Genomic DNA, 14,620 nt, shown 5'->3' with positions numbered 1-14,620 from the left:
TTGTTTATTTTTGAAGCCTCAGTAGCACGATTTAATGTGGGGCTTACAACCAGAACCCGGTTTGGACCATATTGCTGCATTTTCCGCATTTCTCCAGCCCGCCTATGGCCTTTTTTTCGCTCCGCAAACCCTCGGTATCCCGCTCTGCGCTGCTGCCGGCGGCTCCTACACCGGCTGCCCCTGCCCTCGTTGCTACTGCCCCCTCGTTTGCCGGCTCGTTGCGCGTGGGCCTGGGCCAGCTGTTGGTAGAAGGCGGTGAGCCCGAGCGCAACCTGGTCAGGGCCGAACAGATGGTGGCCGATGCTGCCGCCCAGGGATGCGAGGTGGTGCTGCTACCCGAAACCCTCGACTTTGCCTGGACCCACCCCAGCGCCCTAAGCGAGGCTCAGCCCATTCCCGGCCTGTATTCCAACCGCCTCTGCCAGGCAGCCCGCCAGCACAGCGTCTATGTGTGCGCCGGCCTCACCGAGCGCGCTGCCGACGGCCGCAACTATAACACTGCCCTGCTCATCAATCCGGCGGGCGACATCATCTGCAAATATCACAAAATCAACCTACTCGAAGTTGAGTTTCCCTTCTATGCGGTGGGCCAAACGCTGAACGTGGTGGATACGCCACTGGGCAAAATCGGCGTCAACATCTGTGCCGACAACTTCCTCGACGGCCTGGCTATCGGCCATACACTGGCCCGCATGGGAGCCGAGTTCATTCTCTCCCCTTCTTCCTGGACGGTGGACTACTCTATTACAGAGGAGCACGACCCGTACAGCGAGAAGTGGATCAAGCCATATTCTATTCTGGCCCAGCTCTATAACGTGAGCGTAGTGGGTACTACATCGGTGGGCTACATTGTGGGCGGGCCCTACGAGGGCAAGAAGAGTATCGGCTGCTCGCTGGCCGTTGATGCGGGCGGCATCCGGGCCCAAGGCGTGTTCAACGAGTTTGCCGGCCAGCTCGTGGTGGCCGATCTGCCCCGGCCGGTACGCGCCGAGCAGGGCACCCAGATCGGGCAGATGCTGGCCCGCAAGGGCTTCCGGTTCGATGAGCTGCCCGCCCCCGCCCAGTAGCCGCCGGGCCTCCCGATTATTTCTCGCACCGAATCCACATCCTCTTTTGAATGGCTGACCTCTACCAGCAATGCAACCGCTGTATTATGGATACCACCGTACCCGGCATCAATTTCGATGCCCGGGGCGAGTGTAATTTCTGCGCGCTACACGACAAAATGGACCGCGCCTGCCCACTGGGCGCGGCCGGCGAACGGCACGTACAGGCCATGACGGCCGACATGAAGCGCCTGGGGCGCGGCAAACGCTACGATTGCGTGCTGGGCGTGAGCGGGGGGCGCGACTCGTCGTTTACGCTCTGGTACTGCGTGGTGAAGTTGGGACTTCGCCCGCTGGCTGTGCATTTCAACGACGGCTTCGGCAACCCCATAGCCGGCGAGAACATGACCAAGGCCTGCCGCAAGCTGGGCGTGGAAATGCGCACCATCACCTCCGACTGGCGCGAATCCAAAGACCTGAAAATTGCCTTTCTGAAGGCCTCGGTGCCCGACATGGAGGAAGGTACCGACGTAGGAATTGCGACGGCCCTCTACGGTGTGGCCGCCAAGGAAGGTATCCAGCGTATTGTTATTGGCCAGTCGTTTCGGACTGAGGGCATTGCGCCGCTGAGTTGGAACTACCTCGACGGCAAGTACCTGAAGGCCGTGCACAAGCAGTTCGGCACCGTGGCGCTGCGCCCCTGGAAGCCCGCCGACCCAGGCTTTCATCTCGATGTGAAGGAAATGTTCTACTACGCCTTCATCCGGCGCATCAAGACCGTCACGCTGCTCTATCACGTCGATTATGTGCGCGCCGATGTAGACCAATTGCTCCAGAAGGAGCTCGACTGGGTGAACCCCGGTGCTCACTATTTCGACGACCTGTACCAGAGCGTTATTTATTACCTCAACCGCACCAAGTTCAACATCGACCGGCGGCTGTTTAACTACTCGGCCCTCGTACGCTCGGGCCAGATGACCCGCCCGGATGCGCTGGAAAAAGTGCGCCACGTCAATAGCATTGAGGATGAAAAGGTCATCAACCTCTGCATCAAGCGCCTGGGCCTGAGCCGCGAGGATTTCGAGCAAATTGTGGCTACGCCGCCCACCACCTTCCGCTCCTACCCCAACAACTACGCCCTCATCCGCCGCCTCCGCTGGCCCATTAAGGTACTCAGCCAATTCCGGCTTATCCCTGAATCAGCGCACGACAAGTACTTTAACTGCGGCAGCTGATCACGAATTAGCACGGATTTTAGCGGATTTCACGGATTTTGTAGACGGCTCCTGGCAACGGGAGCCGTTTGTTTATAGTTGGCTGTCGGAGTTTATCTACTTTACAGCATTACACGAAAACCGTTTGCCATTATGCTGCTCGATAATCGGTATACCGAACTGACAAAAGTTATAATTGGCTGTGCAATGCGAGTGCATACAGAACTAGGAAGCGGCTTTCCTGAGGTAATTTATCAGCGCAGTCTAGCGGTTGAACTAAAACAGGCAGGCCTTAATTTTCAAGGCGAAATCCACTTGCCGGTTTTCTATAAACAGATGAATATAGGTTCGAGAAGAGCCGATTTTCTGGTTGAAAAGCATGTATTAGTCGAACTGAAGGCAGTAAATGAGATAACCGAGGCTCACCACGCCCAAATAATAAATTACTTAAAAGCTTATCGACTTGAAGTTGCGCTCCTCATGAATTTTGGAGAAGCAAGTCTGAAATTCAAACGTTTCCTGCACAACCCGCCTCATTAGCTTTACCAATAACAAGCAAACGGCCCCCGTTGCCAGGAGCCGTCTACAAAATCCGTGAAATCCGCTAAAATCCGTGCTAATCCGTGATCTTAATTCGTGATCTGGTGGAGCCACTGCTGCTTGGCGACCAGCTTCTCCTGCGACTCGCGGTAGTCAGGGTCGTCTACGCAGCAGTCTACGGGGCAGACGGCGGCACACTGGGGTTCCTCGTGGAAACCCACGCACTCGGTGCACTTGTCCGATACGATGTAGTAGTACTCGTCGGAAACCGGCGTTTGGGGCGCAACGCCCGATACAGTCTGGCCGCCATCGAGCTGCACGTCTTTCAGGGTGGTGCCGTCGGCCCAGCGCCAGGCGGCGCCGCCCTCGTAAATAGCGGTGTTGGGGCATTCCGGTTCGCAGGCACCACAGTTGATGCACTCGTCGGTTATCATGATGGCCATAGCCTCGGGAATCTTGAAGGGAGAGAAAATCGGGTATATAGGGTACGTAAGCAGCCGCAGGCAGGATACGAAAAGGCAAAAGTAGGCATTCGCCGAACACCCCTACGTATATGCTATGTAATTTCGGGCCACCGATTTTGTTTTTATACGGCTCCGTCTGCCCCTCTCCCTCGTCCTCTCAGCTTTCTATCCATTTTCTATCCATGACCCACGCCGACCGCCTGGCCGCTTTCGTGGCCCTGGGCCAGCGCCTTACCGCTCTGCTTTCCCTGCCCCCGACCAATGATGAGTTGACCGAGCTTTGCATCCGGGCCCGCAACAACAATCCTTGGTTTGATGCGCCCAACGTGCGGGCTGCCCTGGAAGGTATAGCCGAAATGCTGCGCGAGGAACCCCTGCGCCGCTGGGCCGGCCGCTACCGTCCCGAGCCCGACCCGGCCCCCCGGCTGGTAGGCGTGGTGATGGCCGGCAACATTCCGCTGGTGGGTTTCCACGACGCGCTGTGCGTGCTACTCAGCGGCCACCACCTACTGGCCAAGCTCAGCTCCGACGATACGTTACTCATGCGCTGGATGCTCAGCGAGCTAACTACCCTAGAACCCCGCTTCGCCGATGCCATGCAGCTCGCCGAGCGCCTTAATGCCGCCGATGCCTTCATTGCCACCGGCTCCGACAACACGGCCCGCTACTTCGAATACTATTTCGGCAAGAAGCCCCACATTATCCGGCGCAACCGCACCAGCCTGGCCGTGCTCACGGGCCGCGAAACGCCCCACGAGCTGGGTTTGCTGGGCGAAGACATTTTCCGCTACTATGGCCTGGGCTGCCGCAACGTGAGCAAGGTATACGCGCCCGTCGGCTACAACTTTCCGCTGCTGCTCGATGCGCTGCAGCCCTGGCAGCACGTGCTGCAGCACAACCGCTACCAAAACAACTACGACTATAACAAGAGCATCTTGCTGGTAAATGCTGTGCCCCACCTCGACTCGGGCTTCCTGCTGCTCACCGAAAGTGCCCGGCTTGTGTCGCCCATTTCGGTGCTGCATTACAGCACCTACACCACCGAAATAGATCTGGTCGACCAACTCACCGACGCAGCCCCGCAAACCCAGTGCCTTGTATCAGGTGGCGGCCAGTATCCGGGCTCCTTCGCTTTCGGACAGGCCCAGCACCCCGCCCTCGACGACTTTGCCGACGGCGTAGATACTATGGCGTTTCTGGCAGACCTAGCCTAAAAGCCTATGCCGTTAAATCGATATTAAAAATTGCCTTTTAATTGCATTTTAATAAGTCTGAAGGTAGATTAGGCTCATCTTAAACCAACATCTGCCCTATGCTTACGCTAGCCCAAGTTCCCCAAACCGTTGCCAAAGAGTCGTTGCGTGAGTACCGTTTTGCACCCCAGGACGTGCTGACTACTGCTGCCGACCGGCAGAGCCGACGCTACCATGCCGAGCGGGCCACTACGCTAGGCAATGCCCACCACGGCAAGGTCAACATCTATTTCCGCACCGCAGATGGGGCTGTTAAGCGAGTCCAAACCACCATTTGGGCTACCGACGCCGACCACCTCACGCTCAAAGCCGGCAACTTCCTGCCTCTGCGCTGCGTGCTGGGTTTCGATTTTTGCTGAACCCAACCAGTTCTCCGCACACGCTAACGGCCCAACGCAAAGCTCATTCAACAGATGTTGTTTGAGTAGGCTTTGCGTTGGGCCGTTATGCAGTTGTACAATACCCAGATTGATCCTCGGATTCTACTCTTACCTGTTTACAGGCGGTCCAGGGTTTTCTGGATCAGGTCGCCTACAATCTGGTCGGCGTTGGTAGCAAACTCGCCGGTAGCGCGGTTGGCTACAATGGCGTTGAGCGAAAGCACCTCGTGGCCCAGCATGCGGCCCAGCGAATAATAGCCGGCCGTTTCCATCTCGAAATTGGTGAGCCGGAACTCACCCTCAGCGCTCTGGTAGCGGTAGTTCTGGTAGGCCTCGATGAGATGGGGCAGGCGCAGATCGAGGCGCAGCACCCGACCCTGCGGGCCGTAGAAACCCGGGCAGGTGAGCGTGTTGCCCATAATCATGTCGTGGCCGATTTGCTCGCGCAGCAGATCGGAGCCGCGCACGCAGTAGGGGCGGTAGGGCAACTGCAGGGCCTGCTGGATGCCCTGGGCCACTTCTATTTCCAGGCCGGTTTCTACCAGCGGGTAAAACTGCATAAGCGAATCGAGCCCCACGGCGTGCTCGGAGGCCAGCAACGAACCCACCGGCACATCGGCCTGCAGTGAGCCGCTGGTGCCCACCCGCACAATGCGCAGGCTGATGTGCTCGGCCTGGGGCCGCACCTCGCGGGTCACGAAGTCGATATTAACCAGCGCATCAAGCTCATTCATCAGGATATCAATGTTATCGGTACCCATTCCGGTGCTGATAACGGCCATCCGCTTACCCTTGTAGTACCCCACATGGGTCACGAATTCGCGCTTGTGAATCTTGGTTTCGATGGAATCGAAATGCTCACTTACGCTGGGCACCCGCTCAGGGTCGCCGACGGTGATAATGGTGTCGGAAATATGGTCGGGCAGCAGGTTGAGGTGATAAACGCTGCCATCTTTATTGAGAATGAATTCTGATTCGGCGATGGGCATGGGGAGGGAGTTGGACGGTTGAGAAGTATATAAGAAGCCGTTTGGAGAATTGAAGCCGTTTACAAAGCCGTCAATGGTTGCGGAACTGTTATGCTGAGCTTGCCGAAGCACCTCTACCGCTTCGTAGCAGTCGTTCAACGAAACGCTAGAGATGCTTCGGCAAGCTCAGCATGACGTTCTTCTGACTTTGTAAACAGCTTCATTAAAAGAATGTGATGCATCAGCTTCGCGGACGTACGATGGCGCATGACATTCTTTTGATTCTCTAACTTCTCTTGTAGGAAACCAGGCCCTGTTCGGGGCTGTAATGGTTGCTGAGCTTGGGGTAGGTACCGGTGCCGTCGTAGGGGCGCTTGGCAGGGTGGGTTTGGCAGGTGGGCGAGCAGGCGCCGGCCATCTGTTCGGCGCAGGCCTCGCAGAGGGGCACATGGGCGTTGCATTCCGGGTTGGCGCAGTTCACCATGCGGTCGGAGGGCGTGCGGCAGTGCTGGCACTGGCTGACGACACTGGGGTTTACCGTATTCACATCCACGGCCACGCGGCCATCGAAGACGTAGCACTTGCCCTCAAAATCTTCGCCCCCAGCCTCCAGACCGTACTTGATGATGCCGCCGTGGAGCTGGTACACATTGTCGAAGCCCTGGTCGAGCAGAAAAGCGCTGGCCTTTTCGCACTTAATGCCACCGGTGCAGTAAGTCAGGATTTTCTTGTCCTTGTACTGCGCCAACTCGGCTACTTTTTCCGGAAATTCGCGGAAGTTCTCGATGTCGAGCGTCACGGCGTTTTTAAAGCGACCTAGGCGGTGTTCGTAATCAGAGCGCACATCGAGCACCACCACGTCGGGCTGGTCCTTCAGGTCGCGGAACTGCTCGGGCGAAAGGTGGATGCCGGTACGCTCGTAGGGCCGGATGGCGGGCAGGCCCACATGCACAATTTCGGGCTTCACGCGCACGTGCAGCTTACGGAAAGTGTGCTCCGGCGCCTCTTCCACCTTGAACTCGAGGGTGGCGAAGAGTGGATCGGCCTTTACCAGCCGCATGTATTCGGCGCAATCTGCCCGGCGGCCCGACACGGTGCCGTTGAGGCCTTCGGGAGCCACGATGATGCGGCCCAGCAGGTTCAGCTGCAGGCAAAGCCGGTGGTGCTCGTCGCGAAATTGCTCGGGGTTTTCGAGCGGCGTATAGCAGTAGTAAAGTAGAACGAGGTAGTCCAAATTCTTTGGGAATTATGAATTATGGATTATGGATTATGAATTGAAGTTACTGAGTCGACAGTTGCACTTCGTTCATAAGTCATCATCACAATTCGGAAGAACGCTTTTCAAGAAGTTAGAAAAAGATAATTCATAATTCATAATTCATAATTCATAATTCATAATTCATAATTCATAATTCATAATTCATAATTCATAATTCATAATTCATAATTAAACTTTAGCTGCCGGATTGCCGAACACCGTCTGGCCCGCGGCCACATCGGCCACCACCACCGAGCCGGCCCCTACGCGGGCTTTCGCCCCAATGCTAACGCCGGCGACAATTACCGCCCCGGCCCCGATAAAGGCCTGCTCGCCTACTGTTACGCCGGCGTTGAGAATGGCCCCGGCTCCCAGCTGGACGTAGTCGCCCACTTCGGCCTTTACATCGACCACAGCGTTGGCGCCCAGAATACAGCCGTCGCCGAGGCGGGCGGTGCCGGTTACCACAGCGTTGGCGCCCACGAGGTTGCCGTGGCCCAGCCAGGCATGAGCCGATACGCTGGCCCGCGCATGAATAGCATTGACGGGTGCCACGCTGTACTCTTCGCGCAACATGTTGGTAAGGCTGCGGCGGCTGGCCGTGTCTTCGGTAGCCACAAATACCTCGCACTTCTTGCCCAGCAGCTTCAGTAGCTCCTTGTCGTCGGTATTGCCCATTACGGGTACGTCGTTGAGCTCAGTTTCCTGCAGAGCGGCATCGTCGTCGAGCAAGCAGTACACCACTACGTCGTTGCTCTGGAAGGCATCGAGGGCGGCAGTGCCCACGACCTGGGCTCCCAGAATGATTACGGGGTTTTCCATATCTATTAAAAAACGGCCGCGGGGCGGCCGATGAGGAGTTAAGAACGAAACAGCAAAGATACGAGATGCGGATTCAGTTGCTGGTTGTTCGTTGTCAGTAGAGGAAGCATGATACGCTTCCTCTACTGACAACGAACAACCAGCAACTCATTTGAGCCAACGGCGCGCATAGTCGTTTTGCAGCAGCAGTAGCAGCAAAAACGGCAGGAATGTGGTGCGGTAGCGGCTGAGGGTGCCCAGGTTGGGCGTGGTGAGGCCCAGCAGCGCGGCCAGCAGCAGGCAGTAAAGCAACAGAGCCGCTACCACGGCAAACGGCAACCGGCCGGCATGGCCCCGCACTACAGCTACCAGGGCCACCCCCAGCAGTGCCAGCAGCAGCAGGTTTTCGAGGCCCGCGGCTACGTAGCGTAGCGAGTCGCCTTCCCAGGGCCAGGGCCGCGCCAGTGTGTTGAGGGCAGCCAGCGGTGCATGACGAACCACGCTTGCGGTGGTAGGCTGCAGATCGGGGTAGCGCAGGTGGGGCCGGTCGAGGGAAACGCGCAGCAGGGCGGTGTAGTTGCGCTGGAGCTGGGAGGTGAATTTGTTGGGCCGGAAAAGTGTGCTCATCTCGCCGGCCACCCAACCGCCGCCAGCCAGCAGCGCTAGCAGCAGCGCCAGCTGTACCAGCCGCTTCCGGGCCAGTTGCATTGCCTGGAAAACCCGAATGAGTCCCAATCCGGCCAACACTCCAAACAGCACTACGGCGAAGAAATAGCGCATTTTGAAGTGCAGCAGCGCGGCGGCCAGTAGCCCCACCACCACCCAGGCCCGGCCCACCGGCGGCCCGTAGGCCAGCCGCAGCACGGCGGCCAGCACCAGCGCGCTGCTGCCTACCAGCAGGCTTTCCTTGGTCAGGCCCGAAGTCCAGTACACCACCGTGGGCCAGAGCAGGAAAGCGCCCACACCCGCCAGCGGCACTGCCCCGGGCCACAGCCGCTGCAGCTGCCGCACCAGCTCCCAGCCACCCACAAAGCTAAATACCGACAGATATAGCGCGTTCAGCCACCCGCTGCCCAGGCTGCCCAGGTTCAGTACTGATAGCAGCTTGATGATGAAAAGCGTGTTGGAGAAGCCGTGGAATACTAGCTTTGCGCCCTGCCAATGGAATTCGTCGGTCAGCAGCATCTGCAGCCACTGGCCGGGAGCCTGCCACAACTGGTCGGTCATGCGCCGGCTCCAATCCAGGAAGTACGTGGCATCCTCAGTCAGCACAACCAGGGTAATGGCCGTGGCCAGCAGCTTCAGGGCTAGGGTGGGCAGCACCCAGCGGCCCACCTGGGGCAACTGCCGCACCCGGGGCAGCCACCGCCACAGCAGCCACAGCAGGCCGGCATTGAGCAGCAGGGCAAGAATAATCTTCATTTGAGCTGCAAGCTACTTGCTTTGAGTTGCAAGCCGCAAGCCACAAGTCGCAAGCTGACGTCCAATAGCAGCTTGTTGCCTGAAGATCACCCTTTCTGGCGAAGCAAACTGGCCCCGATACCGCAGTGCACGCAGCGACGCGGGGTGCAATAGTCGCGGTGCAGGGCCAGCAGCGCCTGCGAGTCGGCGGCGCAGGTATGGCGGAAGCCGGCGGCTTCGTAGGCGTCGGTGAGGTGGTTGCGTTCGGCGGGTAGCTGGTCGAGCAGGGCCAGGGCGGCTTCCACCTGCTCGGGGTTGCCAACCGAGCGGGCATAGGCCACGCGCAAAGGCACTACGGTGTTGGTTATCAGCAGGTGCACACTACTACGACCCAGCTCGGCCACTTTGCCGGGGCGGCCGGGGCGGGTGTGGTTCTGCCAATAGTCGGGCAACGGGGCCCGAAAAAACTGCTCCAGCGCCCGCCCGTCGCGGGCCGTGAGCAGGGCGTCGAAGAGCGTGGGACGGACGTGCAACAGGGCCACCAGCTGAATCAGCCGCACGGTGGGGAAGTTGGCCGGCCGCAGCCGCAGGAAGTTCCACTCGTGGGCCGCCAGCGCCGTGCCATGCAGGTTGTGCTTGTGGCGCAGAAACCCAAACTCGGTCTGCAGGTCGCGGCTAAAGTCGTCCAGCGGCTCGTCGTCCAGAAATCCGGCCTGCCCGAACACCAGCGCGGCCAATTGGCGACTGTCGGCGCGATAGCGGCGCAGCAGGGCCAGCGGCAGCGCTTTGGCCAGGCGGGCCAGCGGCTCGGCGTTTTTCTGAAAGCCAAAGGCCGCCGCCAGCGCGTGCCAGGCGGTGGCCTCCCAGTCCTGGCCCAGTCGCTCGTGCAGCTCGGTTACGCGGGCGGCCTTCTGCTCCATGCGTTCCAGCAGGGTGCGGCCCAGTATCATGGTGCGCGTCAACTCCGAGGTCTGGGGTAGCAGCGGGGCACAGGGCAGCAGTGTTTCGGGCGGTTGGCCGCGCAGCTGCTCGTAGGCCGCCAGGGCACCGGCCGGCAGGCGTACCGCCAGCGTCAACACCGGAATTTCGGTGCCGTTGGTGCGCTGCACCGGCACGTCGGCTACATTTACTACGTGCAATATCACCTGGTCGTATTTGGGGTCGGTCTGGTGCTGATGGCGGTGCCAGTCGGAGGCACGCAGATGAATTTCCACGGCCCCGTTCCACTCCACCTCTCCAATCTTCAGGCGAGCCTGCAAGAAATCGGGGCCGGCATCGGGGTTGCGGTGGCCGGGCCGCAGCACGGTTATCGGCTGACCATCGTCGGTTTGCAGGTCGGTTTTATCGAAGTACTGGTGCTGCCAGATGTAATGGAGAAAATCCTCTTGCATAGCGGATCAAGCCTAATAAGTTAGCATTCAAGACTCAAAGAGAATTCAAAGTAGGTAAAAGCCGCTCAACAAAAAACCGGCCCACCCCTGCAGAAACAGCAGGAGCGGGCCGGTTAGGCTTCCAAGATAAGCGACTAGCGCAGGTCAATCACCTTTACACCTTTGTATTTGGTTTTGTCGAAGTTGAAAGTAGTAGCGTCGACCGGCGCGTTGGGCAGGAACTTGCTGATGCGGTAAGTGTAGCGGTTGCCATTTTTCTTGTACATCTGCCAGCTTTTCACCGCTTTGTCGTTGCGGCCTACTTTCAGGCGCACCTTATACACGGGGTTGTTGCGGTCCTCGGGCGACAGGTCGATGATGTCGACCATTTCGCCGCCTTCCTTGGCTTCGCCGGCATAGTTGTACTTGTAACCCTTCTTGTAGAGCGTGTAAATCTGGGAGGGCGACACTTCCTGCTCGTCGGGCTCGTAGTCGGATACGTTCACCTCGTTTTCCGACTTCATGTAGGTCCACATGGTCTGGCCGTTGTTGATGACCTCCTGGCCGCTCATCTTCAGCCGAAACTTCTGGCCGCTCACGGTAATGTCGCCGCTCAGATTCTCTTTCACCTTGGCCGCATCGTTTTCGAGGGTTTGAGTGAAGGTGGCTTTAAAGGCCTTCATAGCCTTGTATTTCGCGCTCATCTGGTCCAGAATCTTCCCCGCCTTGGGGTCCTGCTGGGCCGAAGCCACGGAGGAAAACGAAACGGACAGGGCGAGCAGAGCGAGGTACTTTTTCATTGCAGGATTTTAAGTATTGACTACTGAGACGTTCGTATCGAGACTTTGTTCGGTTAAGAGCGGAAAAACGCGGAAAAAAACGCGCTTTGATCTAGCTACTCAATACTAGTTACTCAATACTACCTCTCTACCTGGGCAGCGTATTCAACAACTGTTCCAAACTGTACTCATCCGGAATTAATACCTCCCGGGCCTTGCTGCCCTCAAACGGCCCCACAATGCCGGCGTGCTCCAGCTGGTCAATCAGGCGGCCGGCGCGGTTGTAGCCCAGCTTGAGGCGGCGCTGAATCAGGGAGGTGCTGCCCTGCTGGTGCGTAACGATAACGCGGGCCGCTTCCTCGAACATGGCGTCGCGGTCGGCGGGGTTGAAGTCGTCGGTGTCGCCGTTGCCGCCGCCGCTTTCGCCCACCACTTCGGGCAGGTGGTAGGCATCGGGGTAGCCCTGCTGCTCGCCCACGAAGTCGCAGAGGCGGTCTACTTCGGGCGTGTCGATGAAGGCGCACTGCACCCGGATGATATCGGAGCCCTGCGAAATCAGCATGTCGCCCTGGCCGATGAGCTGGTCGGCGCCGCCGGCATCGAGGATGGTGCGCGAGTCAATTTTGCTGGTGACTTTAAAGGAAATCCGACAGGGAAAGTTGGCCTTGATGATGCCGGTAATGACGTTCACGGAGGGGCGCTGGGTGGCCACAATCAGGTGGATGCCGATGGCACGGGCCAACTGGGCCAGGCGGGCAATGGGCGTTTCCACCTCCTTGCCAGCCGTCATCATCAGGTCGGCTAGCTCGTCAATCACCAGCACAATGAAGGGCATGTAGCGGTGGCCCTTTTTGGGGTTGAGGCGGCGCTCCACGAACTTGCGGTTATACTCCTTGAGGTTGCGGCAGCCGGCATCCTTAAGCAAATCGTAGCGCTTGTCCATCTCCATGCACAGCGAGTTGAGCGTGTTCACCACCTTTTTGGTGTCGGTGATGATGGGCTCCTCGGTGTCGGGCAGCTTGGCCAGAAAGTGACGCTCAATCTTGTTGAAGATGCTCAATTCTACCTTTTTGGGGTCGACGAGCACGAACTTGAGTTGGCTGGGGTGGCGCTTGTAAATCAGCGAAGCCAGAATCACGTTCAAACCCACCGACTTACCCTGACCCGTAGCACCGGCCATCAGCAAGTGGGGCATCTTGGCCAGATCGACCACAAATACCTCGTTGGTAATGGTGCGGCCAAAAGCAATGGGCAGGTCCATTTCCGTGGAAATAAACTTGTCGGTGTTGAACACCGAGCGGATGCTCACCATCTCCTTTTTAGCGTTCGGCACCTCGATACCAATGGTTCCCTTGCCCGGAATAGGCGCAATAATCCGGATGCCCAAGGCCGCGAGGCTCAGGGCAATATCATCTTCCAGGCTTTTGATTTTGCTGATGCGCACCCCGGCATCGGGCACAATTTCGTAGAGCGTAACGGTGGGGCCGATGGTGGCCTTGATGCTGGCGATGTTGATGCCGTAGTGGCCCAGTGTTTCTACAATGCGGTCTTTGTTGGCTTCCAGCTCCTCCTTGGTTACTTGGGCTTTGGCCTGGCCGTAGTCGTTGAGCAGTTCCAGGGTGGGGTACTGGTAGCGGGGCAAATCGAGGGTGGGGTCGTACTCGCCGGTCGGCATCACCTCGGCTTCCTCGTCTTCCTCGGCAATAACGGCCATATCAAGGCCGGCCGAGGGATCGAGCTCGGGCTTGCCGGTAGCGTCTTCCACCTCGAACGACAGGCCGGCAGGCCGGGCCGACGCAGCGGCCGGGAGCGGCAACGAAGCCGGCAGCGGCGCATCGTCATCATCGGCCAGGTCGGCCAGTGAAAGCGGGGTGGGTACGCTGGCAGCCAGGGGCACGGCCGGAGCAATAGGGGCGCGGTCGGGTTCCGGCTCGGCTACTTCGATGGAGAAGCTGGGGCCACTGGCTTTGGGCACCACTGCTGCTGCCGCAGCCGCGGCTACCGGCGCCACGCTTAAGGGCAGCGCCGCAGCACCGGCCGCCAGCCCCCCTCCTGCTGTGGTGGCCGCCGCCAGCGCCGACGAAGCCACGGCGCCGGTCCGGAGCGGCGCAGGAGCCGGTTCGGCTTCTTCAAATTCATCGTCAGCCTCCTGCTCCTCAGCTGCCACAGCCCGCGAGCCGCGCGTGTCGCGGAGCGTGAGGCCCAGCGGGTTGTCGTCGGCATCCAGGGCCGAAGGGGCATCAACGGCCCAGGGAGCGGGCTCGTTGGTGGCGGGGCGACGGACGGCGGCGGGCTCGTCGGACGCCTCATTGGGGCTGCTGCCCAGGTTGAGGGTGGTGATGTTGAAGAAGAACACCACAAACGAAATCAGCAGGAAGGCCAGCAGCAGCACCGTGCCCCAGCCAATTAGGCTGTCGAGCCAGAAGGCTGTTTCGTAGCCCACGCCGCCGCACAAAAAGTCGAGACTATGGGCCAGTACAGGGTCGATGCCGGGGGTTTGCAGCGAAAGGACCACGTAGCCCAGCAGCACGCTCAGCCAGAGCGTAGTGAACAGGCACATGGCCAGCACATAGCTGAACGAAACGACCCCGCGCCGAAACACGGTTTTATAGCCCAGAAAGAACACAATTGGAATCAGGGCAAACGCGGCCACGCCAAAGCCGTCCTGAATCAGCCACTCGGCCAGCAGCGCGCCCACTACCCCCAGCCAGTTGCCGGTTTCCTGGCCCGCGTCGCGCAGGGCAGTGCGGCCCACGCTTTCGGTCACGCTCTGGTCGGCATGGCCGGTGAACAGGAATGAGACGAAGGCAATAGTGAGGTAAATGGAGCTGAAGAGCAGAAAAAAGCCCACAAACAGCTGGAAGCGCCGGTCGCGCAGAAAACCAAACAGTTCTCCAAAGCGAAAAACCGGCAGTTTCAGCGGCGTGCGCTCTTTCCTGGGCTTGGCCGCGGCCGCCGACTTCGGCTCGTTGCGCCGGTTTTCGCGCGCAGGCGCATCAGTAGCAGCAGCGGGACGGGGTTGGTTGCGGGCCGGCCGCGGGTCAGCCGGCCGGGGCTCGTTGCCGCGGCGGGTGGGAGTTTCGGCCGGTTGCTTGTAGGTATTTTTAGCCATTGGAAAAGTACGCCAGATACCAAATCTAGGTATA

Annotated in this window: 13 protein-coding genes; 5 read left to right on the top strand and 8 right to left on the bottom strand. The window is 59.1% G+C overall.

The features are described from left to right. Positions 1 to 104 precede the first annotated feature (104 nt). The 3 genes from J7E24_RS11055 (at position 105) to J7E24_RS11045 (ending at position 2,800) form a co-directional block, all read left to right on the top strand. A complete protein-coding gene (locus J7E24_RS11055; RefSeq protein WP_215138070.1) occupies positions 105 to 1,067 on the top strand; it encodes a carbon-nitrogen hydrolase family protein in 963 nt (320 codons plus the stop codon). 50 nt (positions 1,068 to 1,117) lie between these two features. Continuing rightward, positions 1,118 to 2,281: an N-acetyl sugar amidotransferase gene (locus J7E24_RS11050; protein WP_215138068.1), complete on the top strand. Its 1,164-nt coding sequence runs from the start codon at positions 1,118 to 1,120 to the stop codon at positions 2,279 to 2,281. A gap of 132 nt (positions 2,282 to 2,413) precedes the next feature. Next, positions 2,414 to 2,800: a GxxExxY protein gene (locus tag J7E24_RS11045; RefSeq protein ID WP_215138066.1), complete on the top strand. Its 387-nt coding sequence runs from the start codon at positions 2,414 to 2,416 to the stop codon at positions 2,798 to 2,800. 89 nt (positions 2,801 to 2,889) lie between these two features. On the opposite strand, the gene J7E24_RS11040 is transcribed toward J7E24_RS11045, so the two are convergent. Beyond that, complete coding sequence (locus tag J7E24_RS11040) at positions 2,890 to 3,243, bottom strand: 4Fe-4S binding protein (RefSeq protein WP_215138065.1); 354 nt, start codon at positions 3,241 to 3,243, stop codon at positions 2,890 to 2,892. A 203-nt stretch (positions 3,244 to 3,446) separates the two neighbouring features. On the opposite strand from J7E24_RS11040, the gene J7E24_RS11035 reads away from it, so the two are divergent. Both J7E24_RS11035 and J7E24_RS11030 read left to right on the top strand, forming a co-directional pair. Next, entirely contained in the window at positions 3,447 to 4,478 is a 1,032-nt protein-coding gene (locus tag J7E24_RS11035; RefSeq protein ID WP_215138063.1) for an acyl-CoA reductase, read from the top strand. Positions 4,479 to 4,576: 98 nt separating this feature from the next. After that, positions 4,577 to 4,876: a hypothetical protein gene (locus J7E24_RS11030; RefSeq protein ID WP_215138061.1), complete on the top strand. Its 300-nt coding sequence runs from the start codon at positions 4,577 to 4,579 to the stop codon at positions 4,874 to 4,876. Positions 4,877 to 5,013: 137 nt separating this feature from the next. On the opposite strand, the gene J7E24_RS11025 is transcribed toward J7E24_RS11030, so the two are convergent. The 7 genes from J7E24_RS11025 to J7E24_RS10995 form a co-directional block, all read right to left on the bottom strand. Next, positions 5,014 to 5,886, bottom strand: coding sequence for a nucleoside phosphorylase (locus J7E24_RS11025; protein ID WP_215138059.1), 873 nt, complete (start codon positions 5,884 to 5,886; stop codon positions 5,014 to 5,016). 265 nt (positions 5,887 to 6,151) lie between these two features. Then, positions 6,152 to 7,099 carry a rhodanese-related sulfurtransferase gene (locus J7E24_RS11020; RefSeq protein ID WP_215138057.1) on the bottom strand — a complete coding sequence of 316 codons (948 nt, stop codon included), beginning with the start codon at positions 7,097 to 7,099 and terminating at the stop codon, positions 6,152 to 6,154. Positions 7,100 to 7,312: 213 nt separating this feature from the next. Beyond that, positions 7,313 to 7,945 carry a NeuD/PglB/VioB family sugar acetyltransferase gene (locus tag J7E24_RS11015; RefSeq protein WP_215138055.1) on the bottom strand — a complete coding sequence of 211 codons (633 nt, stop codon included), beginning with the start codon at positions 7,943 to 7,945 and terminating at the stop codon, positions 7,313 to 7,315. Positions 7,946 to 8,092: 147 nt separating this feature from the next. After that, positions 8,093 to 9,346, bottom strand: coding sequence for a hypothetical protein (locus J7E24_RS11010; RefSeq protein WP_215138053.1), 1,254 nt, complete (start codon positions 9,344 to 9,346; stop codon positions 8,093 to 8,095). An 86-nt stretch (positions 9,347 to 9,432) separates the two neighbouring features. Beyond that, a complete protein-coding gene (locus J7E24_RS11005) occupies positions 9,433 to 10,716 on the bottom strand; it encodes a DUF2851 family protein (protein WP_215138052.1) in 1,284 nt (427 codons plus the stop codon). Between the two features lie 134 nt (positions 10,717 to 10,850). After that, the gene (locus J7E24_RS11000; protein ID WP_092770723.1) at positions 10,851 to 11,495 is read right to left on the bottom strand and encodes a LolA family protein; all 645 of its coding nucleotides are present in this window, start codon (positions 11,493 to 11,495) and stop codon (positions 10,851 to 10,853) included. Between the two features lie 127 nt (positions 11,496 to 11,622). After that, positions 11,623 to 14,586: an FtsK/SpoIIIE family DNA translocase gene (locus tag J7E24_RS10995; protein WP_215138050.1), complete on the bottom strand. Its 2,964-nt coding sequence runs from the start codon at positions 14,584 to 14,586 to the stop codon at positions 11,623 to 11,625. Positions 14,587 to 14,620: the final 34 nt, after the last annotated feature.

Origin of the sequence: Hymenobacter sp. ISL-91 (genome assembly GCF_018613725.1) — a bacterium.
Taxonomy (GTDB): domain Bacteria; phylum Bacteroidota; class Bacteroidia; order Cytophagales; family Hymenobacteraceae; genus Hymenobacter.
The sequence above is the reverse complement of the archived record's forward strand: the minus strand, read 5'-3'. Positions and strand labels throughout refer to the sequence as shown.

Coding starts and splice junctions, on each gene's coding strand:
- J7E24_RS11045 (WP_215138066.1), top strand. CDS start 2,414: ATGCTGCTCGATAATCGGTATACCGAACTGACAAAAGTTATAATTGGC.
- J7E24_RS11010 (WP_215138053.1), bottom strand. CDS start 9,346: ATGAAGATTATTCTTGCCCTGCTGCTCAATGCCGGCCTGCTGTGGCTG.
- J7E24_RS11025 (WP_215138059.1), bottom strand. CDS start 5,886: ATGCCCATCGCCGAATCAGAATTCATTCTCAATAAAGATGGCAGCGTT.
- J7E24_RS11015 (WP_215138055.1), bottom strand. CDS start 7,945: ATGGAAAACCCCGTAATCATTCTGGGAGCCCAGGTCGTGGGCACTGCC.
- J7E24_RS11055 (WP_215138070.1), top strand. CDS start 105: ATGGCCTTTTTTTCGCTCCGCAAACCCTCGGTATCCCGCTCTGCGCTG.
- J7E24_RS11040 (WP_215138065.1), bottom strand. CDS start 3,243: ATGGCCATCATGATAACCGACGAGTGCATCAACTGTGGTGCCTGCGAA.
- J7E24_RS11005 (WP_215138052.1), bottom strand. CDS start 10,716: ATGCAAGAGGATTTTCTCCATTACATCTGGCAGCACCAGTACTTCGAT.
- J7E24_RS11050 (WP_215138068.1), top strand. CDS start 1,118: ATGGCTGACCTCTACCAGCAATGCAACCGCTGTATTATGGATACCACC.
- J7E24_RS11035 (WP_215138063.1), top strand. CDS start 3,447: ATGACCCACGCCGACCGCCTGGCCGCTTTCGTGGCCCTGGGCCAGCGC.
- J7E24_RS10995 (WP_215138050.1), bottom strand. CDS start 14,586: ATGGCTAAAAATACCTACAAGCAACCGGCCGAAACTCCCACCCGCCGC.
- J7E24_RS11000 (WP_092770723.1), bottom strand. CDS start 11,495: ATGAAAAAGTACCTCGCTCTGCTCGCCCTGTCCGTTTCGTTTTCCTCC.
- J7E24_RS11030 (WP_215138061.1), top strand. CDS start 4,577: ATGCTTACGCTAGCCCAAGTTCCCCAAACCGTTGCCAAAGAGTCGTTG.